This is a genomic window from uncultured Clostridium sp. (assembly GCF_934754925.1).
Taxonomy (GTDB): Bacteria; Bacillota; Clostridia; order Clostridiales; family Clostridiaceae; genus Clostridium.
Genome location: NZ_CAKVJA010000019.1, coordinates 25237 through 47081 on the forward strand (window position 1 = coordinate 25237; position 21845 = coordinate 47081).

At 28.7% G+C, this 21845-nt stretch carries 19 protein-coding genes; 17 read left to right on the forward strand and 2 right to left on the reverse strand.

The features are described from left to right. The first annotated feature begins 151 nt into the window (after window positions 1–151). From Q0G30_RS08005 to holA, 7 genes are all read left to right on the forward strand, one after another. On the forward strand, window positions 152–1951 hold the full coding sequence (locus Q0G30_RS08005) for an ABC transporter ATP-binding protein/permease (RefSeq protein ID WP_294388704.1): 1800 nt from the start codon (window positions 152–154) through the stop codon (window positions 1949–1951). A gap of 1 nt (window position 1952) precedes the next feature. Beyond that, window positions 1953–3623, forward strand: coding sequence for an ABC transporter ATP-binding protein (locus Q0G30_RS08010; protein ID WP_294388705.1), 1671 nt, complete (start codon window positions 1953–1955; stop codon window positions 3621–3623). A 105-nt stretch (window positions 3624–3728) separates the two neighbouring features. Next, on the forward strand, window positions 3729–4028 hold the full coding sequence (locus Q0G30_RS08015; protein ID WP_294388707.1) for a nitrous oxide-stimulated promoter family protein: 300 nt from the start codon (window positions 3729–3731) through the stop codon (window positions 4026–4028). A 51-nt stretch (window positions 4029–4079) separates the two neighbouring features. Further along, window positions 4080–4496 (forward strand): YbaN family protein, encoded by a 417-nt coding sequence (locus Q0G30_RS08020; protein WP_294388709.1) that lies wholly within the window; start codon window positions 4080–4082, stop codon window positions 4494–4496. Between the two features lie 44 nt (window positions 4497–4540). Continuing rightward, window positions 4541–4861, forward strand: coding sequence for a hypothetical protein (locus tag Q0G30_RS08025; protein ID WP_294388712.1), 321 nt, complete (start codon window positions 4541–4543; stop codon window positions 4859–4861). Between the two features lie 289 nt (window positions 4862–5150). Next, window positions 5151–6677, forward strand: a complete 1527-nt coding sequence (locus Q0G30_RS08030; protein WP_294388714.1) for a ComEC/Rec2 family competence protein — start codon at window positions 5151–5153, stop codon at window positions 6675–6677. A 19-nt stretch (window positions 6678–6696) separates the two neighbouring features. After that, window positions 6697–7728 carry a DNA polymerase III subunit delta gene (holA, locus tag Q0G30_RS08035; RefSeq protein WP_294388716.1) on the forward strand — a complete coding sequence of 344 codons (1032 nt, stop codon included), beginning with the start codon at window positions 6697–6699 and terminating at the stop codon, window positions 7726–7728. Window positions 7729–7838: 110 nt separating this feature from the next. On the opposite strand, the gene rpsT is transcribed toward holA, so the two are convergent. Further along, complete coding sequence (gene rpsT / locus Q0G30_RS08040; protein ID WP_133014421.1) at window positions 7839–8102, reverse strand: 30S ribosomal protein S20; 264 nt, start codon at window positions 8100–8102, stop codon at window positions 7839–7841. Between the two features lie 175 nt (window positions 8103–8277). Here rpsT and gpr point away from each other — a divergent pair, with 175 nt between their 5' ends. The 9 genes from gpr to dnaJ all read left to right on the forward strand — a co-directional run bounded on the left by gpr (window position 8278) and on the right by dnaJ (window position 19145). Continuing rightward, a complete protein-coding gene (gene gpr, locus Q0G30_RS08045; RefSeq protein WP_294388718.1) occupies window positions 8278–9252 on the forward strand; it encodes a GPR endopeptidase in 975 nt (324 codons plus the stop codon). 64 nt (window positions 9253–9316) lie between these two features. Next, a complete protein-coding gene (locus Q0G30_RS08050) occupies window positions 9317–10426 on the forward strand; it encodes a stage II sporulation protein P (protein WP_294388719.1) in 1110 nt (369 codons plus the stop codon). A 105-nt stretch (window positions 10427–10531) separates the two neighbouring features. After that, a complete protein-coding gene (locus tag Q0G30_RS08055) occupies window positions 10532–10993 on the forward strand; it encodes a hypothetical protein (RefSeq protein WP_294388721.1) in 462 nt (153 codons plus the stop codon). A 134-nt stretch (window positions 10994–11127) separates the two neighbouring features. Further along, window positions 11128–12933, forward strand: a complete 1806-nt coding sequence (gene lepA, locus Q0G30_RS08060) for a translation elongation factor 4 (protein WP_294388724.1) — start codon at window positions 11128–11130, stop codon at window positions 12931–12933. Between the two features lie 65 nt (window positions 12934–12998). After that, window positions 12999–14132, forward strand: a complete 1134-nt coding sequence (gene hemW / locus Q0G30_RS08065) for a radical SAM family heme chaperone HemW (protein ID WP_294388730.1) — start codon at window positions 12999–13001, stop codon at window positions 14130–14132. Between the two features lie 190 nt (window positions 14133–14322). Next, window positions 14323–15351 carry a heat-inducible transcriptional repressor HrcA gene (gene hrcA, locus Q0G30_RS08070; RefSeq protein ID WP_294388734.1) on the forward strand — a complete coding sequence of 343 codons (1029 nt, stop codon included), beginning with the start codon at window positions 14323–14325 and terminating at the stop codon, window positions 15349–15351. Between the two features lie 23 nt (window positions 15352–15374). After that, entirely contained in the window at window positions 15375–15974 is a 600-nt protein-coding gene (grpE, locus tag Q0G30_RS08075; RefSeq protein WP_294388737.1) for a nucleotide exchange factor GrpE, read from the forward strand. A 51-nt stretch (window positions 15975–16025) separates the two neighbouring features. After that, on the forward strand, window positions 16026–17885 hold the full coding sequence (gene dnaK / locus Q0G30_RS08080; protein ID WP_294388738.1) for a molecular chaperone DnaK: 1860 nt from the start codon (window positions 16026–16028) through the stop codon (window positions 17883–17885). Between the two features lie 123 nt (window positions 17886–18008). Then, a complete protein-coding gene (dnaJ, locus tag Q0G30_RS08085) occupies window positions 18009–19145 on the forward strand; it encodes a molecular chaperone DnaJ (RefSeq protein WP_294388740.1) in 1137 nt (378 codons plus the stop codon). A gap of 29 nt (window positions 19146–19174) precedes the next feature. Here dnaJ and Q0G30_RS08090 read toward each other — a convergent pair whose 3' ends face one another. Continuing rightward, a complete protein-coding gene (locus Q0G30_RS08090) occupies window positions 19175–19852 on the reverse strand; it encodes a hypothetical protein (protein ID WP_294388742.1) in 678 nt (225 codons plus the stop codon). A gap of 237 nt (window positions 19853–20089) precedes the next feature. Between Q0G30_RS08090 and Q0G30_RS08095 the strand changes: the two genes are divergently transcribed. Then, window positions 20090–21640: a nitrite/sulfite reductase gene (locus tag Q0G30_RS08095; protein WP_294388744.1), complete on the forward strand. Its 1551-nt coding sequence runs from the start codon at window positions 20090–20092 to the stop codon at window positions 21638–21640. Window positions 21641–21845 lie beyond the last annotated feature (205 nt).

The window sequence follows — 21845 nt, forward strand, 5'->3', positions numbered from 1 at the left end:
CTATAAGTTAATTATAATACAAAAATAGAAAATTTATTAATGAAAGTATTGAAAATAATTATCAATTAGGTTATATTATATTAAGCAATAATAAATATCAATTGAAAGTGTATTTCAAATGATTAAAAGATTCAAAGGAGGAATATATATTATGATGATAAATAAAAGGTTAATAAACCTATGTAAAGATTCTAAAAAGTACATAGCATTAACTATATTGGTTAATTGGATTGCAGTTTTATGTAATATAGTTACTATAATACTAATTGGTCAATTTATTAATAAGATTTATATAGGTAAAACATTAGACCTTGATGGACAAAGTGTTTTTGGAGCTATGATGAATTTTAAAATATGGGGAAATATTTCGTTATTATCAGGAATTATAATTATAGCAATTTTATTAGCTACGAGATATTTATGCAATATTTTATATGCTAAATTTTCAAATGCAGCTTCTGCAAATGCAAGGGTGACATTAAGAGAACTTATTTACAAAAAACTATTAAAATTAGGTACTGGATATACTAATGTTGAAAGTACATCAGCGGTGGTTCAAGTATCTGTTGAGGGGATAGAGCAGTTAGAAATTTATTTTGGTAAATATTTATCACAATTTTTCTATGCACTTTTAGTCCCAGTGACATTATTTGCTTTTATGAGTTTTATTTCATTTAAAGCAGCACTTGTATTTATACTTTGTGTACCTCTTATACCTATATCAATAATTGCAATTATGAAAATTGCTAAAAGAATATTAAAGGATTATTGGAAGTCTTATTCAGATTTAGGTGGAACTTTCTTAGAAAACCTTCAAGGATTAACTACATTAAAAGTATTTAACATCGATGAAAAAAGACATGAGAAAATGAATGAAGAAGCCGAAAAGTTCAGAAAAATAACTATGAAGGTTTTAAGTATGCAGCTAAATTCAATAACAATAATGGATTTAGTAGCTTTTGGTGGTGCTGCAGCAGGTACAATTGTTGCATTAATTCAATTTAAAAACGGAGAGATTCCTGTAGGAAGTCTACTTATTATAATATTACTTTCATCAGAATTCTTTATACCACTTAGACTTTTAGGTTCTTACTTCCATATAGCTATGAATGGTATGGCAGCAAGTGATAGAATGTTTGGTATTTTAGATGCTGAAGAAAGAGAGAAAGATGTAATAACTAAAGAAGAAATTAAATTTAGTGATATAAATGTAACATTAGAAAATGTTGATTTTAGTTATGATGGTGAAAGAAAAGTATTAAATAACATAAGTATGGAAATTACACCAGGTGGATTAGTTGCCATAGTAGGGGAAAGTGGTTCAGGTAAGAGTACAATTGCATCACTTATATTAAATAATAATAAAGTTACTAAAGGTGAAATAAAAGTAAATAATACTAATATAGAAAATATATCTTTAGATAATATTTATGGAAATATAGCTTTAGTTTCTACTAATAGTTATATATTTAATGGAACTATTCTAGATAATTTACTAATGGCCAAGAGAGATGCATCAGAGGAAGAAATTAATGAGGCATTAAAAACTGCAAGATTATATGATTTTGTTAAGGAATTAAAAGATGGACTATTAACTGATGTTGGTCAAGCAGGTAGTGCATTGTCAGGGGGGCAAAAGCAAAGATTAGCTTTAGCTAGAGTTATATTGGCAGATAGATCAATGATAATTTTTGATGAAGCAACTTCAAATATAGATGTTGAAAGTGAAGAAAGTATCTGGGAGGCTATTTATGAACTTTCTAAGAATAAAACTATACTAGTAATTTCTCATAGATTAGCTAATGTAAAGGATGCTAAGAAGATTTATGTTATGAATAAGGGGAATTTAGTAGAAAGTGGAGCTCATGATGAGTTAATGAGTAAAGAAAAGTATTATTATGATATGGTTAATAAGCAAAATGAATTAGAAATGATAAGGGAGGTTTGCTAGTATGAAAAGAAGATCAGGCTTCCAAATAATGAAGAGATTAATAGTAGAGCTAAAGCCATTAGCTCCAATTATGGCAATTACTATAAGTATGGGTGTTATAGGATTTTTAGCTGCAATAGCTATAGCTAGTTTTGGAGCAATAGCTATAGGCGCATTTATAGGTGATATTACATTTATTAGCTTTACTGGTGCAATGATAGTTATGGCTATAAGTGCACTTTTAAGAGGATTTTTAAGATATGGCGAACAATTATCAGGGCACTATATTGCTTTTAAAATACTATATATATTAAGAGATAAGATATTTTCTAAACTTAGAAAGTTAGCACCAGCAAAATTAGAGGGGCAAGAAAAGGGAAATCTTATTTCATTAATAACTTCTGATATTGAGCTTTTAGAGGTATTTTATGCTCATACAATAGCTCCAATATCAATTGCAATAATAACTAACAGTATTATTTCTATAATATTATTTATAATAAACCCTTGGTTTGGAGTTTTATCGGTAATATTCTTCTTAATAGTTGGATTTGTAATTCCTTATGCTTCTTCTAGTTTAGGTAAGGAAGCAGGAGTTTCTTATAGAAATATGTTTGGTGAATGCAACAACTATATACTTGATTCTTTAAGAGGACTTAAGGAAGTATTATTATTTAAATCAGGTGATGAGAGATTAAATGAAATTAACTCAAAGTCACATAGAATAAATAAAAGTCTTGATAAAATTAAAGAACATGAAGGTATAATAAGAGCTATTACAGATTTAACTATAATGATTGCAATATTAACTTTTGTTGGTGTTGGATTTGTACAGTATTCAATGGGTAATATTTCATTTACTTGGATGCTTGTAGCTATAGTAATAATTGCTTCATCTTTTGGACCAGTAGTTGCTTTAAGTAATCTTTCAAATACATTGCTTCAAACTTTTGCTTGCGCAGAAAGATTATTTGATTTAATTGATGAAGAACCACATGTAGAGGAAGTTGTAGATGGACATGCAATAAATGGTGAATCAATATCATATGACAATGTAACATTCTCTTATCCAAATAGAAAAGATAATATTTTTGATAACACATCAGTTCACATAAAAAGAGGAGATAAGATAGCTCTTATAGGTGAAAGTGGAATTGGTAAGAGTACATTTGTTAAGCTTATGATGAGATTTTGGGATGTAAATGAAGGGAAAATCAACTTAGATAATAAAAATATTAAAGAAGTTAATACATCATCACTTAGAAATAGTCAAACTTTAGTTAGTCAAGAAACATATTTATTCAATGAAACTATAATTGATAATATAAAGATTGGTAATGCAAATGCAACTAAAGAAGAGGTAATAAAGGCTGCAAAGATGGCATCTATACATGAGTTTATTGAAACACTACCTAAAGGATATGATACAAAAGTTGGAGAGCTTGGAGGAAATCTTTCTTCTGGAGAAAAGCAAAGAATAGGATTAGCAAGAGCCTTCTTAAGTAATGGAGATGTTTTAATTTTAGATGAACCTACAAGTAATTTAGATACATTAAATGAAGGTGAAATACTAAAATCAATAAAAGAGAATTGTGAAGACAAGACAATAGTACTTATTTCACATAGAAAGTCAACAACTGCTGTTTGTAATAAGACATATAAGCTTGAAAATAGCAAGTTAGTATTAAACTAGTTAATTAAAGGCTGTATCATAATTTAACTATAATTTTGATACAGTCTTTTATAAGGAAAAATATACGATAATGATTATCATTAACATTCTTAAAGGGAGATTAGCATGGGAAGAATAGATAGAGAAAAAAAGACTATAAAGCTAATGATAGATATATACTGTCATAAGAATCATGGCAATGATAAAGGTGAACTATGTGAAGAATGTATGGAACTATTAGAATACGCACATAAAAGACTTACTTTTTGTAAGTTTGGTGAAAATAAATCTACTTGTTCAAGATGTCCAATTCATTGTTACAAAAAGGATATGAAGGAAAAGGTAAAGGAAGTAATGAAGTTTTCTGGGCCAAGACTTATTATTTATAATCCAGTTGAACTTGTTAGACATGCGTTAAATAAATAAGGGATAGATATTAGGAAATATAAAAAGTATTAATTAAAAGGGGAGTAAAACATGAATAAAGTAAAAAAATATTTTTATATAACTTTAGGGTTTATAGCACTTGGATTAGGCCTTATAGGAGTAATATTGCCTATATTACCAACAACACCATTTTTATTAGTGACATCATTTTGTTTTGCAAAGGGATCTGAGAGATTTCATAGCTGGTTTACAAACACAAATATTTATAAAAAGCACTTAGAGAGCTTTGTTAAAGAAAGGGCTATGACACTAAAACAAAAAGTTGTATTACTAAGTTTCGTTAATTTTATGTTAGCTTTTCCTTTAATATTAGTTGATGTATTACCTATGAGAATAACTATTATAGTATTAATAATAATTAAATTATATTATTTTATATTTAGAGTTAAGACAATTACTCCAGAAGAAAAGAGAGCCATGGAAACTGCCAGAAGAGAAATGGCTTAATGAAAATTATTAATTTACAAAAGAGAAAGTAGGAGAAAATTATAATGGAAAGAATATCATCTATGTTTTTTTGTTTATCATTAATAGTTTATTATGTATTAAAATTATTAAAGGTAAAAAGGAAATTGTATCTAAAAACACATATAATTTTAGGATCTATCTCAGTAGTAGCAATGATAGGAGAATTAATTAATAGAATTGGACAAGAAGGACTTATAAAGTATATAGGTTTTTCAGTTATTATGATAGCTATTGCAATAACTGGAATGATAATGAAGAAAAATTATAAGCTTTATAGGAAGCTTCATATTATATTCACTATAGGATTTTTTGTATATTTACCTATAGCTATTAAATTTTTATAATTAATTATATAAAATATAATAAGTTATTGTAGGCTTTACTAACTAAGTAAAGTCTTTTTTTTATGTTTGTGATTTATATATTAGAAATTTGGTAATGCTTATTTAATGAGGTGTTGCCAAGGTGGATAGTATGAATAATAAGGGCTTTAATAACCCATTACCATATATATTTATTGTGTTTATATTATCATATTTCAGTTATGAAATATATAGCAAAAATATTATTCTGGCAAGTTTTTATGTTGTCAGTTTTTTTATTTTTATAATGTATTTTAAAGGTAAGTATATAATGTTCATATTAGTTTTATTTTTTGTTGCAGCATTAAATAATACTATATGTTTTTATAATTATACTCCCAAAGAAGTTGAAGAGGTAAGAATAACTGAAGTTAAAAATTATTATGGGAAAGGAGAAGTTAATGGAAGAATAGTTAGCTTATCCAATATTAATGAAAATATAGAAGTAGGAAATAAAATATTAGTTAAAGGTAAATTTACTGAAAATAAGAATATAAGCAATGGAGTAATTGGAGATTATAAAATAGAAGATTATAAAGTTTTAAAATCTGATTTTATTGATAAGCTTTATAAAAGAAGAAAATATGTATTTGAAAGTATTGAAAGTAAGTTAGGAGAAAGAAAAGCTGCTTTAATAACATCAGTATCATTTGGATATAAAGGTGAATTAAATGAGGATCATAAGGAGTTAATGAAGAATTTAGGAATATCACATGTTATTTCAATTTCAGGTTTACATTTAGTTTTAGTATATAGTGTACTACGTAGGCTCTTAGGCGTAAAATTAAGTTTGATATTAGCATTAGTATATGTATTGTTTTCAGGGGCATCAGCACCGGCTGTAAGAGCATATATAATGATAGTTATATTAAACTTGGGGAAAATTGTTAAACGTAATTATAACCCCTTAGCTTCATTATCTTTAGCAGGAATAATATTACTATTAATGAAGCCCTATTATATTTATAATCTTGGATATGTACTTTCATTTTTAGCCACTTTAGGAATAATATTATTTAATAAAGATTTGAATAAAAAATTATATAAATTACCGAATTCTATTAGAAATACTATTGCAATTTCATTAAGTGCACAAATATTAACATTACCTATTATAATATTATATTTTAATGAAGTATCATTAAATTTTATAGTTGGAAATATTATTGTAATTCCTTTTATAAATATTCTAGTTGTTTTAGGAAATATATTAATATTCATAGTAGATATTTCAACTGTATTCAATTATATCATGTATATATGCCATTATATAGTTAAATATATTGATATAATTATGTATAAAATAGACAGTATATCATTTGATTTGATATATTTTCATTATACGTTAGCGTATTTTTATATATCTTTATTAATAACATATTATTTTTATAAAAAGGGATTTAAGGAATTTATATATTATCCTTTAGTTGTATTTTTCTATATATTTTTATTAATATATTCGCCTATTCCTAAGATAAGATATTATAATGATGGTGGTTTATTAGTAAGCTATAAGGGAAATAGAGTGCTTATTCAAACAAAAGATGAAATTGATGAGGAAAAGCTTATGGCAGTTTCTTTAGCAAGCAATATATCTGAAGATTTTAATGAAATTACTATTGGAGAAGAAATCAAGGTAAAAAGATATGGTGAAAATTACATTTTACAGACAATAAATAATAAATATTTGTTATTTGTAAATTATGAAAATTTAAATAACGAATATGATATAATAGATTTCAGAAAAGGTGATATAAAAGAAATTGTAGTTTTTAATGGTGAGATAATAAACAATTAGTTAGGAGTGGCAGTAGACATTGATTAATATAGATATACTAGAGGGAGAAATAAAGAAAAATGATATATCAAATGGTTATATATTTTGTGGCTTAGATGAAGAACTTATAAAAATAAGTGTTAACTCTATAATAAATAAGGTTGTTGAAAGGGACTTTTTAGATTTAAATCTTATCAAATTAGATGGACTAACAACCACATTTGATGAGATAGAAAATGCTTGTGAAACATTACCTTTTTTTGGAGATAAAAAAGTTGTAGTAGTATATAGAGCTAATTTCTTAAAAGAAAAACCAGATAAAGAAGGAACTAAAACTTATACTGAAATCTTAAAATATATCAAGGATTTACCATCTTATACAATTCTTATTATGTATTATTTGTTTAATGATAAGAGAGATACTCCTAAGAAAAATAAAAAGTTAACAACTCTAGATAAGTATGTTAAAGTAGTTCATTGTGATAAATTAAAGAAGGATAGATATTATAAGAAGGTTGATGATTTATTTAAAGAGAAGGGTAGAACTATAGGAAAGATACAATTAAGATATTTTGCAGATAAGGTACAAAATAATTTTGATATTATAAAAAGAGAAGTTGATAAGTTAGATTGTTATGCTTATGGAAGAGAAATAACTAAAGAAGATATCGATAAATTGATTCAAAATAAAAGTGAGGATGATATATTTGATCTTGTAGAATATATTTCTATTAGAAAGGTGGAAAAAGCATTAGACTTATTAGATGAATTGTTGTTTAAGGCAGAACAACATATGCTAATAATATCTTCTATAGGGAATCATTTTAGAAGATTATATGAAATTAAAGTGTATTTATCAGAAGGGAAAAAACTTGATTTCTTTATGAGTAAGTATAGATTGCCTCAATTTGTTTGTGAAAAATTAATGAATCAAGCATCTAAATTTACTGTAAAACAATTAAGTAAACTTATTCGAATTTGTGTAGATACTGAGTTGAAATTAAAGTCTTCTGCTTCAGAAAAGCAATTGGAGATGGAACTTATGTTATTTAAAACATTTATGGTTAAATAAATTTATTTTTAATAAATTTTAATTTGATAAAAATATTTTAAAAAAGTAATATTTCATAATTTAAAAAATGTAAAATAATAGCCGGTGAAAAATCACCGGCTTCTTATTTATTACGCCATAGCGTTTAATTTTGCAGCTAATCTTGATTTCTTTCTAGCAGCCATGTTTTGGTGAACTACACCTTTTTGAGCAGCCATGTCTAAAGACTTAGTAGCTTTAACGAATAAAGCTTTAGCTTCTTCAGCATTGTTAGCAGCTACAGCAGCTTCAAACTTCTTTATAGCAGTTTTTAAAGCTGATTTAACCATTTTGTTTTGTAAAGTTTTCTTTTCAGTAACTTTAATTCTTTTTTGTGCTGATTTAATATTTGCCATTCAATTCACCCCCTTGATATTTTATAGGGCCTCTGCAGTTTTTTGGGGAAATCTGCGTACGAGTTCATTTTCAACAAATCATATTATAACACCTAAAGTTTTTAAGTTCAAGTATGAAATTAAAACTTATTTGGGAAAATAAATTTGATGAGTAATAAATTTTAGGAGGAATATTATGATAAGTGTTAGAACAGACCTTGCAATTGAAGCAAAGCAGGCATATACAGAGGAAAATAAAAGAGAACTTGATGGGGTTAAAGTTGATGAAGAAATGGAAGGCGAGGTTAAAATTACTACTGTAACTATTGAAAGTGATGAAGCAGGAAAAGAACTTGGCAAACCAAAAGGTCATTATATAACTATAGATTTTCCAGAATTTACCCCTTATGATGGCGAATCAATGGATGAATTATCATTAGTTGTAGGAAGAGTTATGAAAAAGCTTGTAGATATTTCTGAAGATAAGCTTGTGTTAGTGGTGGGTCTTGGAAATTGGAATGTTACACCAGATGCTCTTGGACCAAAAGTAACAGAAAAAATTATGATAACAAGGCACTTAAAACAAGTAATGCCAGATGCAATAGATGATTCTGTAAGACCAGTATGTGCAATATCACCAGGAGTCTTAGGAATTACAGGTATAGAAACTGGAGAAGTAATAAAGTCATTAGTTGATAGAATTAAACCAGATTTAGTAATATGTGTTGATGCTTTAGGATCTAGAAGATTAGAAAGGGTAAATAGAACTATTCAAATTGGAGATACAGGAATATCACCAGGAGCTGGAGTTGGAAATCATAGAATGCAAATAAATGAAAAAAGTTTGGGGGTTAAAGTATTAGCTGTAGGGGTACCAACTGTTGTTGATGCTGCAACTATAGCAAATGATACTATGGATTTGTTATTAGATGATTTATGTAGTAAGGCACAACAAGGAAAGGATTTTTATAATATGCTAAAAAGTGTAGATAGAAATGAAAAGAATATGCTTATTAGAGAGATATTAAATCCTTCATTTGGAGATTTGATGGTTACTCCAAAGGATGTTGATGCAGTTATTGAATCCTTATCAAAAATAATAGCTAATGGAATTAATATTGCAGTTCAACCCAATATGAACATGGAAGAGATAAATAAATTTATGAATTAAAATTATTTATTAATAATTATGTAAAACCTCCCATATATTTATAATGAATGAGGAGGTATATAAAATGCAGTGGGTTAGTAGAAGTGATAATGTTAAGAGAAAAAGAAATGGTATTAGCATGGGATATATAGTTTTACTAGCTTTTATGATTATTTTTTTTATAAGAGCTGGAAGTGTACTTAATAGTTATAGAGAACGTGGTGGCTTAGCATATGTACAATTGATTAATTACTCAATGCCAGTAGTTGAAACACAAATATATGATAGTACAGCATACAGAGAAAATAAAGTTACTATTAAAAGAGTAATTATTGAAGCTTTAGGATTAAATAAGATAACTACTTATGGAATAGTAAGTAATGAAGTATCCTTTTTTAGTAATATAAATAAGGATAGTAGTGGTAGTTTAGATAATGGCTCTAAATCAGCTTTTAGTTTATTTGAGCCTTATGTTGTCAAAGAAGAAAGTATTGCTAGAGTTACAGAAGAAGAGTTAGCAGAGCTTAATAAGACTAGTGCTGCTTATAATCCTTCACTTAAAAAAACTTTAGATGCTTCAAATGTAGAAATATTAATTTATCATACACATACTCATGAAGGGTATGCAGAAGCAGGTTCAGATACAGAACAAGAGGATTTTAGTGTGGTTGGTGTAGGAGATGTATTAGCACAAGAGTTAGAAGAGGGGTATGGAATATCGGTAGTTCATGATAAAACCATTCATGATACGAGCCCTTATGATCAATCATATTATAGATCAGGACCTACAGTACAAAGTTATTTAAATCAATTTCCTAATTTAAAATTAGTAATAGATTTGCATAGAAATAGTGGTCCTAGTAAGGATAGAACTACGGCAGAAATTAATGGGCAAAGTTTAGCAAGAATTATGTTTGTTACTTCAAAGGCTTCACCATATTATACAGAAATGATGGAGGCAGTAAGTGACATGATTTCTACTTCAGAAGAGCTTTTCCCAGGACTTCTTGCAGATGGAAATAATGGAGTTGGTCTTTATGAATACAATCGTGGATCAAACAACTTTAATCAAAGTTTAAGTCCAGCATGTATATTGACAGAGTTTGGAACAGATCTTAATACAGCGCAAGAAGCAAAGTTAAGTGCAAAATATTTAGCTAGGTTAATTGCAGAACATTTAAATGGTAAAGAATAATTGAATAAAAGTTTAAAAAGTGAGCATCCTTATAGCTAATAGCAAAGGAGCTCATTTTTTGTTGCTATTATACGTTATAAAGTGAGTAAAGGAGGAGTTCTTAGAGTGAAGATAATAAAGAGATTTTTAATACCTATATTTTCAGTAATTTTAATTATTATAGGATTTGTAAAGGTAAATATAATAAATACAGAGTCTTTATCACCATTAGGAAATACTGATGATAATTTTAAGGTTGTAAGTGAGGAATTTGGAGAAGATTTTCAGGAGTTTATTAAAGATAATAGTACGGTAAAAATTTATGTTGGAGAAAAGAATGATGGTTTAGCAACTGTAAAGATATACAATAAGGAAATTAAATTAACTAGCGATAATTTATTTGTGAATACTATAAAAAAATTTGGAAAATATGTAGGAAATGCTTTTATAAATATAAAGGATAAAATAAATAAAAGTACAGAAACTAATAATGAATATAATAAAAATAGCAAAAATAGTGGAGTAAAAGATAACAAGAGTGAGTTTGATAAAAGTATAGATGATTTTATAGAAAATCTTAATAATTAATAAATTGCTAGCAATCTTAATTTGATTTCCATGTTAATATCCTTGACACTTACTCTATACTCTATGTTATAATTTAGCTTGATTTAACAATATGGGGGTGAAGAAGCTGCTTAATGAAATAGCAGTTAAGATATATGCAAAGTAATAGACAATCAAAGATTAGAAACTTTTCAATCGTAGCACATATAGACCACGGTAAGTCAACCCTAGCGGATAGATTATTAGAAATTACAGGGACTCTTACACAAAGAGAAATGGAAGAGCAAGTTCTTGATAATATGGAGATCGAAAAAGAAAGGGGTATAACAATTAAGTCTCAGGCGGCTAGATTAATATATAGACGTCAAGATGGAGAAGAATACATATTAAACTTAATTGATACACCAGGACACGTAGACTTTACATATGAAGTGTCAAGAAGTTTAGCAGCTTGTGAGGGCGCAGTATTAGTAGTTGATGCTACACAAGGTATTCAAGCACAAACTTTAGCAAATTGTTATTTAGCTTTAGATAACGATTTAGAAATTGCTCCAGTAATAAATAAAGTAGATTTACCTTCTGCAAGACCAGATGAAGTAAAACAAGAAATCGAAGATGTTATAGGAATAGAGGCTGAAGATGCACCTATGATATCAGCAAAGACTGGGTTAAACGTTGAGCAAGTGTTAGAAACAATAGTTGAAAAAGTACCAGCTCCAAATGGAGATGAAGAAGCTCCATTAAAAGCTTTAATATTCGATTCTTACTATGATAGTTATAAAGGTGTTGTTTGTTATGTAAGAATTAAAGATGGTGTAGTTAAGCCTGGAACTAAAATTAAACTTATGGCAACGAATAAGGTGTATGATGTAACGGAAGTTGGAGTTTTCACACCAAAATTAATGCCAATAAGTGAATTAAGAGCTGGTGATGTTGGATATATAACTGCATCTATAAAAAATGTTGCTGATGCTAGAGTTGGTGATACTATAACAGAGGCAGATAGACCAACAGCAGAGGCACTTCCAGGATATAAAAAAGCAGTTCCAATGGTTTATTCAGGTATTTATCCAGTTGATGGAGCTAAATATGATGAATTAAAAGAAGCATTAGAAAAATTACAAATAAATGATGCAGCTTTAGATTTTGAACCAGAAACATCTATAGCATTAGGATTTGGTTTTAGATGTGGATTCTTAGGATTACTTCACATGGAAATAATTCAAGAAAGAATTGAAAGAGAATTTAATTTAGATATTATAACGACAGCTCCTTCCGTTGTATATAAAGTAACAAAAACTAATGGAGAAGTTTTAGATTTAACAAATCCGACAAACTTACCAGAAGCAACTGAAATAGACTATATGGAAGAGCCAATTGTTAAAGCTTCTATTATTTCGCCAACAGACTATGTTGGAGCTATAATGGACTTATGTCAAGAAAGAAGGGGAACATTCATAGATATGGAATATCTAGAAACTACAAGAGTTTGTATTAATTATGATATGCCATTAAATGAAATTGTATATGACTTCTTTGATACTTTAAAATCAAGAACAAGAGGATATGCATCTTTTGATTATGAATTTAAAGGATATACGAAGACTGAACTTGTTAAGCTTGATATATTATTAAATGGAGATGTAGTTGATGCTTTATCAATGATAGTTCCTAAAGAAAGAGCTTATCATAAAGGAAGAGGAATTGCTGAAAAGCTTAAAGAGATTATTCCAAGACAAATGTTTGAAGTTCCAATTCAAGCGGCAGTAGGATCTAAGGTTATAGCTAGAGAAACAGTTAAAGCTATGAGAAAAGACGTACTTGCTAAGTGTTATGGTGGAGATATTTCAAGAAAGAAGAAACTTCTTGAAAAGCAAAAAGAAGGTAAGAAGAGAATGAGACAAGTGGGATCTGTAGAAGTGCCACAAGAAGCATTCATGGCTGTTCTTAAGGTAGATTAATAAAAAGACATTGCTTTTGCAATGTCTTTTTTCAGTTATGAGTTAATAGATTTGGAGGAGAAATAATGAAGGAAATTAGTTTATACATACATATACCATTCTGCAAGCAAAGATGTTTTTATTGTGATTTTCCAACTTTCGCAGGAAAAGAAAGATTTAGAGAAGAGTACATTGAAGCTTTAGTCAAAGAAATAGAAGAGAAATGTTCTAATTATTTAATAAAAACTATATTTATTGGAGGTGGAACACCTTCGTATCTTGAAGAAAGGGAGCTAAAAAAACTTCTTATTACAGTTTCTAAATTAAATTTATCAGAGAATCTAGAGTATTCTATAGAATGTAATCCAGGAACAATAAATGAAGAAAAATTGAAAATAATGAAGAATTATGGTGTAAATAGAATAAGTTTTGGGTTGCAATCCTGTGATGATGAATTATTAAAAAAAATAGGTCGTATACATACTTTTGAAGAGTTTTTAGATAATTATCATTTAGCAAGAAAAATAGGATTTAATAATATAAATATAGATTTAATGTATGGTCTTCCTAATTTGAGCATAGAAAACTGGAAAAATACATTAGAAAAAATATGTGATTTAAAACCGGAACATATTTCAGCATATAGTCTAATAATTGAAGAAGGAACTGCTTTTTATAGTTTGTATGAAAAGGATAAACTTAAGCTTCCAAATGAAGAAGAGGAAAGAATAATGGATAAGTTAACCAAAGAAATATTAAATTTTAATGGTTACCATCAATATGAGATATCTAATTTTGCTTTAGAAGGGAAGGAATGTGAACATAATAAGGTATATTGGTCTTTAGATGAATATATTGGAGTTGGTAGTTCAAGTAGTTCTTATATTAACGGATATAGAATTGTAAATATAACTAGTATAAATGACTATATAAAAAAAATAAATAATAATGAAAGTGTAATAGCTGAAAAATATAAGAACTCTATTGAAGATGAAATGGAGGAATTTATATTTATGGGGTTGAGAATGGTTTCTGGAATAAGTTTATTAAAGTTTAAGAGAAGATTTGGTGTAGATATATATAGTATATATAACAAAGTCATTGAGAAGAATATAAAGGATGGATTGCTTGTTGTTGAGGAGAATAAAATGTTTTTAACTGCTAAAGGAATGGAATTATCTAATAGTGTAATGTCAGATTTTATATTAGATAAATTATAAAAATGAAAAGTTAAGGAAGAAGGAGAAATTTAAAGATGGAAAGAGATAATAGTGAAAAAATTAAATTATATAAAAAAATAGTTGAAAATTTAAAGAAATATGAAATTGACAAAAAAACCAAATAAGAATATATTGATAATGTAGTCATTAGCACTCAACATTAATGAGTGCTAACAATAGGGGTGATAAAGTGGCTATTGATGAAAGAAAAATAAAAATACTTCAAGCCATTATTAATGACTATATAGTAACAGGGGAGCCTGTTGGTTCACGAACAATAGCTAAGAAGTATGATTTAGGTGTAGGATCTGCAACTATAAGAAATGAAATGGCAGATTTAGAGGAGATGGGGTATTTAGAACAGCCTCATACATCAGCAGGTAGAGTCCCATCTAGTAAGGGATACAGATTATATGTTGATAAGTTAATGGAAACACCAAAGCTAAGTAAGGGTGAGGAACTAAGAATTAAGGAATATTTAATTAATTCTGCTATGCATGAAGTTGATACTATCTTAAAGGAAGCTTGTGTTTTATTATCTGAATTAACAAATTTAACTTGTATAGTTCAAACACCTTCTATGAAGAGAAGTTATATAAGATCACTACAATTAATAAAAATAGATGAATCAAATTTAATTTCTGTAATAGTCACAGATAGTGGTGTTATAAAAAACCATAGAATTAAGGTTAATGCTGTACCAAGTAATGAAGAACTTATTAGAATTAATGAGGTATTAAATTCTAAACTTAAAAATTTAACAATTGAAGCTATTAATTTAGAAGTTATTAATGAGCTTAAAAATGACTTGGTTGGGTTTGATGATTTATTTAATGCAATGCTTCCAGCTTTATATGAAAGTTTAAATAATAGTTCAAAATCAGAGTTTGTTGTTGAGGGTACAACCAATCTTTTCAATTATCCTGAATACAATGATATTGAAAAAGCTAAAGAGGTACTTCAATTAATAAGTAACAAAGATTGTGTAATAGAACTACTTGAAAATAGTGGTGATATATCAATTAAAATTGGTGATGAAAATTACATTCCGGAAGCTAAGGATTGTTCAGTAATAACTGCAGAGTATTCTTTAGGAGGAAGACCTATTGGAAGTATTGGACTTATTGGTCCACAAAGAATTAATTATTCAAAAGTTGTCTCTATAATGGCACAGGTTATGAAAGAATTAAATAAAAGTCTTAAGGACCAAGAGTATTGAATAAAGAGAGATGAGGTGTAAAGATGGAAGAAAATAAAGAGCTAAAAGATGAAGAAATAGTAAAAGAAACAGTAGAAGAAACTAACACAGTAGAAGATAATACAGAGACTACAGGAAATGAAGAAGTAGAAGAAATAATGGAAGATTATATTGAAACTGATGATTTATCAACGATAAGAAAGTTAAAAGATGAAAATAAAAAACTTTCTAATGAATTAGATGCTTTGAAAGATAGACTAGTTAGATTAACTGCTGAGTATGATAATTATAGAAAAAGAACAGCAAAAGAAAAAGAAGGTATTTATACAGAGGCATGTACTGATGTATTAAAAGAAGTACTTCCTGTAGCAGATAACTTAGAAAGAGCTTTAGCTGTAGATGGAAATGTAGAAGATCTTAAGAAGGGTGTTGAGATGACAATAAAAGGATTCTTAAACTCTTTACAAAAATTAGGTGTTGAAGAAATTGATACAACTAATGGCTTTGATCCAAATTTACATCAAGCAATATCTGTTGTTGAAGATGAAAATTTAAATAGCAATGATGTTGCTCAAGTATATCAAAAAGGATATAAAAAGGGCGAAAAGGTAATCAGATATTCAATGGTTACAGTAGCAAAATAGTAAAAAAGGAAAATATTTAAATAGATATTTAATTTCGAGGAGGAAAAAATTATGGGAAAAATTATAGGTATTGATTTAGGTACAACAAATTCATGTGTAGCTGTTATGGAAGGTGGAGAACCAGTAGTTATCACTAACTCAGAAGGTGCAAGAACTACACCATCAGTAGTTTCATTCCAAGCTAATGGAGAAAGATTAGTGGGTCAAATAGCTAAAAGACAAGCAATTACAAACCCAGAACACACTATAATTTCAATAAAAAGAGAAATGGGAACAGATCATAAGACTAAGATAGATGATAAAACTTATTCACCACAAGAAATATCAGCAATGATTCTTCAAAAGATTAAAGCTGATGCAGAAGCTTACTTAGGTGAACCTGTAACTCAAGCTGTTATCACAGTTCCAGCTTACTTTAATGATGCTGAAAGACAAGCAACAAAAGATGCTGGTAGAATAGCTGGATTAGAAGTATTAAGAATAATAAACGAACCAACAGCTGCTTCATTAGCTTATGGATTAGATAAGACTGATCACAGCGAAAAAATATTTGTTTATGACTTAGGTGGAGGTACATTCGACGTATCTATCCTTGAATTAGGTGATGGAGTATTTGAAGTATTATCAACAAACGGAGATACTCACTTAGGTGGAGATGACTTTGACCAAAAGATTATTGATTATATAGCAGACGATTTTAAGTCTCAATATGGAATTGATTTAAGAAATGATAAGAGTGCAGTTCAAAGATTAAAAGAAGCTGCTGAAAAAGCTAAGATTGAATTATCTTCATCTATGCAAACTAACATCAATTTACCATTCATCACAGCTGATGCAACTGGTCCAAAGCACATTGATATGAACTTAACTAGAGCAAAATTTAATGAATTAACTCATGATTTAGTACAAAGATCAATTGAGCCAATGAAGAAAGCATTATCTGATGCAGGACTTTCAATTAGCCAAATCGATAAGGTTATATTAGTTGGTGGATCAACAAGAATTCCAGCAGTTCAAGAAGCTGTTAAGAACTTTACAGGAAAAGAACCTTCAAAGGGAGTTAATCCAGATGAATGCGTAGCTATGGGTGCTGCAATTCAAGCAGGTGTTTTAACTGGAGAAGTTAAGGACGTATTATTACTAGACGTTACACCATTAACATTAGGAATTGAAACTTTAGGAGGAGTTGCTACTCCATTAATCGAAAGAAATACAACTATACCAGCTAAGAAGAGCCAAGTATTCTCAACTGCAGCAGATGGTCAAACATCAGTTGAAATACATGTAGTACAAGGTGAAAGACAAATGGCTGCTGATAACAAGACTTTAGGTAGATTTACTCTATCAGGTATTGCTCCAGCTCCAAGAGGAATTCCACAAATCGAAGTTACATTTGATATAGATGCTAATGGTATTGTTAAGGTATCTGCTATGGATAAAGGAACTGGTAAAGAAGCAAATATTACAATTACTGCTTCAACTAACTTAAGTGATGAAGAAGTAGATAGAGCTGTAAAAGAAGCTGAAAGATTTGCTGAAGAAGATAAGAAGAGAAAAGAATCAATAGAAACTAAGAATAATGCAGATCAATTAACTTACCAAACTGAGAAGCAATTAGAAGAGCTTGGTGATAAGATTTCTGCTGATGATAAAGCTAAGATAACTGCTAAATTAGATGCTTTAAAAGCTGTTAAAGACGGAGAAGATTTAGAAGCTATTAAGAAGGCTACAGAAGAATTAACACAAGAATTCTATGCTATATCTTCAAAGATGTATGCTGATGCTCAAGGTGCAGCAGGAGCTCAAGGTGCAGGATTTGATCCAAACAATATGGGTGGAAATGCTAATCAAGGACCAGCTCATGATGATAATGTAGTAGATGCTGATTTTGAAGTAAAAGAAGATAAATAATATTATAATATAAATAGGGGAGACAAAAGTCGTCTTCCCTTTTTAAAAGTTTAGGTATTTACGAATATTTTTGTAAGTGTTAATATAGACTAAGTTAAATATAAATAGGTGGTGAGTATATAGATGGCAAATAAAGACTATTATGCTGTTCTTGGACTTGAGAAAGGTGCAAGTGATGATGAAATAAAAAGAGCCTTTAGAAAGCTAGCTATTAAATACCATCCTGATAAAAATCAAGGTAATAAGGAAGCAGAAGAAAAATTTAAAGATATAAATGAGGCATATCAAGTACTTTCTGACCCAGAGAAGAAAGCTAGATATGATCAATTTGGTACTGCTGACTTTGATGGAAGTGGATTTGGAGCAGGTGGATTTGGTGGCTTTGACTTCTCAGATATGGGTGGTTTTGGTGATATATTTGAAAGCTTTTTTGGAGGCGGTGGTGGTTCTTCAAGAAGAAGAAATGGCCCTGTAAAAGGCGCAGATATAGAATATACTTTAAATTTAACTTTTGAAGAGGCTGTATTTGGCGTAGAAAAAGAAATAACTATAAACAGACATGAAAATTGTGAGAAGTGTAGAGGAACAGGTGCTGAACCAGGAACTTCACCAAAAACATGTCCAACATGTAATGGAAGTGGGCAAGTTAGAGTTCAAAGACAAACACCTCTTGGAAGTTTTGTAAGTACTTCTACTTGTGATAGATGTGGAGGAAAAGGAACAATAGTTGAAACTCCATGTTCAAGCTGTAGTGGTAAAGGAAAAGTGAGAAAGACTAGAAAGATTAAAGTAAATGTACCTGCTGGTGTTGACACAGGTAATGTAATGCCACTTAGAGGACAAGGAGAGCATGGTTCTAATGATGGACCTCCAGGTGATTTATATATTAGAATAAATGTAGCTAAGTCTAAACAATTTGATAGAAGAGGAAACGATATTTATATAGAAACTCATATATCAATGGGTAGAGCTGCTTTAGGTGTTGAGATAACAGTTCCTACTGTAGATGGAGATGTTAAGTATACTATTCCAGCAGGAACTCAATCAGGGACTATGTTTAGATTAAAGGGCAAGGGTGTACCTAAAGTTCACTCAAGTGCTAGAGGAGATCAATACGTAAAAGTAATAGTTGATACTCCTAAAAATTTAACTTCTAAACAAAAAGAAGCTTTAGAAGCCTTTATGGAAGCGTGTGGAGAGAACGTTGATGGAGAAGTTACACATAAAAAAGGCTTGAAGGACTTATTTAATAAGAAATAAAAAAAGATGTTGCAATTGCAACATCTTTTTTATTTAATAAGTTCATTTAATACGTTAATTATTTGTTCATGTCTATTTGAACTAATTGCTATACATAAAAATGTATTTTCATTATTAAAACCACAATCTTTTAATAGATTAAGATTGTCCACTTTAATTCCATATAAATTATTGTTTCCTGATTGATCAGTTGATGTTATTAAAGAATCTTCAGATATATTTAAGTCATAAAACCCATCTAATAAGGTTAAATCTAATAGCATATTATTAGCAGCAAAGTATTCAAAATTATTTTTTTCAACCAACAAGATATCGATTTCATTAGCGGCCAATTTAACAGCAAATGCTTGTGTTGTTGTTGGATCATCACCATAGTTTGAATTAGAATCAACTAAAAGGGAGTTTGTAAATATAGCATATTTTTTATTATTAGATAAAATGCTTTTATTTAATATATCTTTAAGTTTATTAAAATTATCTGTATTAATGTTAGAACCGTAATATGTTATGTTGCAATAGGTATTTTGTTTTGTAGCAATTGAATAGGATATATAGCTTATAATTATGATAGAAAGTATTCCAGCAATTATGGGAAATTTGTAATAATCATATATAAATTGAATTTTATTTTTTCTTGATAAAGATTTTAATGTTTCTTTAACAGATGTTTCTGAATCTAAAGGTGGCTTATTTTTTACTTCGACCATATTAATCACTCCTCATAAATATGTATATTTATGTTTATTTTATAGAAAAAAATAGAAAAAATCAATTGATATAAAATTTTAAAATTAGTAAACATTTAAAATGTTAATGGTTATAATTAGATATTTAAATAGTTAAATAATAGAAAAGCTAGTGGATTGTAGATATAATAGAGGGAGGAATATTTGTCATGATAAGTAGGAATATTAAAAAGAGTAGCAATAATATGAGGTGATAATATGGAAAGTTTAAAGGAAATACTTTTACCGGAAATTGAAGAGTTTAGAAAAGTTGGACATAAATTTATAAATGGAGAAATGTCTGTTATGGATTTTAAACATGCATCAGGTGGTATGGGGTCTTATGCTCATCGTGGAGGAAAAGAATTCATGTTAAGACTTAGAATACCTTCAGGTATAATAACTATGTCACAACTAAAGATGATATATAGTTGGGCAGAAAAATATAAATTAGAAGGATTACATTTTACTACTCGTCAAGCAATTCAATATCATGGCCTATCAATAGATGAAGTATGTGATTTAATGAAAGAAGCTTTAGATAAGGATATATATACAAGAGGAGCAGGTGGTAATTTCCCAAGAAATGTTGCTTTATCACCATTATCAGGTGTTGATAAAGAAGAAGCATTTGATCCAACACCATATGCATTAGCTACTGGTGAGTATTTTATGGAGAGAATAACTACGTACAAATTGCCAAGAAAATTAAAGGTATCTTTCTCTAATGCTTCAAGTGATACAGCACATTGTACAGTTCAAGATTTAGGGTTCTTAGCAGTAAATAAAGATGGTAAAGAATACTTTAAAGTATATATTGGTGGAGGATTAGGAAGAAATCCTAAGCTTGCATTAATATATCCAGAACTTATAGAGGCTAGCGAAGTATTAAACTATGTTGAAGCTATGGTTAGACTATTTAAGGCAGAAGGAAATTATGAAAATAAAGCTAAGGCTCGTGTAAGATATATGGTTGATAAATTAGGTGAAGAAGGTTTTATAAATGAATATAAAAAATATGTTGAAATAGTTAAAAATGAAGAAAATTATAAATTGTCAGTTGAGCCTAAAAAGTATACTAAAGCTGGTATAGAAACAAATATAATTAATTCAAGATTAGTAGCACAAAAGCAACTAGGATTATATAGTGTTTATGTACATCCAGTAGGTGGCCAAATGAAGCTAAGTGATTTAAAAGTTATTATATCAACATTAGAAAAATTTGATGATCCTGAAATTAGATTATCAATGACAGAAGGTGTATACTTTAGAAACTTAAATGGAAAAGAAGCAGAAGAGTTATTAGAAGTTACAAAAGCAATGGGCGGAACAACTTCATTTGATTATAGTGTAGCATGTATAGGGGTTCCAACATGTCAAATAGGTATATGTGAAAGCCAAGAAGCTTTAAGAGAAACATTAAATTATGTTAAAGAAAATGTTTCAAATATTGATTTATTACCTAGATTATATTTCTCAGGCTGTGGTAACTCTTGTGGTGTACATGAAATAGCTGAAATAGGATTTACAGGAAAGAAAAAGAGAATTAATGATGTTATAGAAGAAGCTTATGAAATTCATGTTGATGGAAGCTTTGTAGAGGGCGAGGCTAGATTAGGAAAGTGCTATGGGGATATTGCTAGAAAAGATATTCCAATGTTTATTTGTGAATTAGCTAATAAGTTAAATTCTGCTAATAAAAACTTTATTGATTATATAAAGAACAATGAAAGTGAATTTAAGGCTTTAGTTGAAAAATATAATTGTTAATAATAACTAATAATCCTTTATATTATCCACAATATACTATCTTTTGAAGTAGAGATTGTATATTGTGGATTTATTATTATAAGACTTAAAGTTAATAGAAAGCTCTATAGAGAGTTGAAATAAAAGAAATAATCAGTATAATTAATCTATAAACTTAAAGAAATGATTTGGAGTGAACAAAAGTTATGAGAATGAGAAGAAAGCC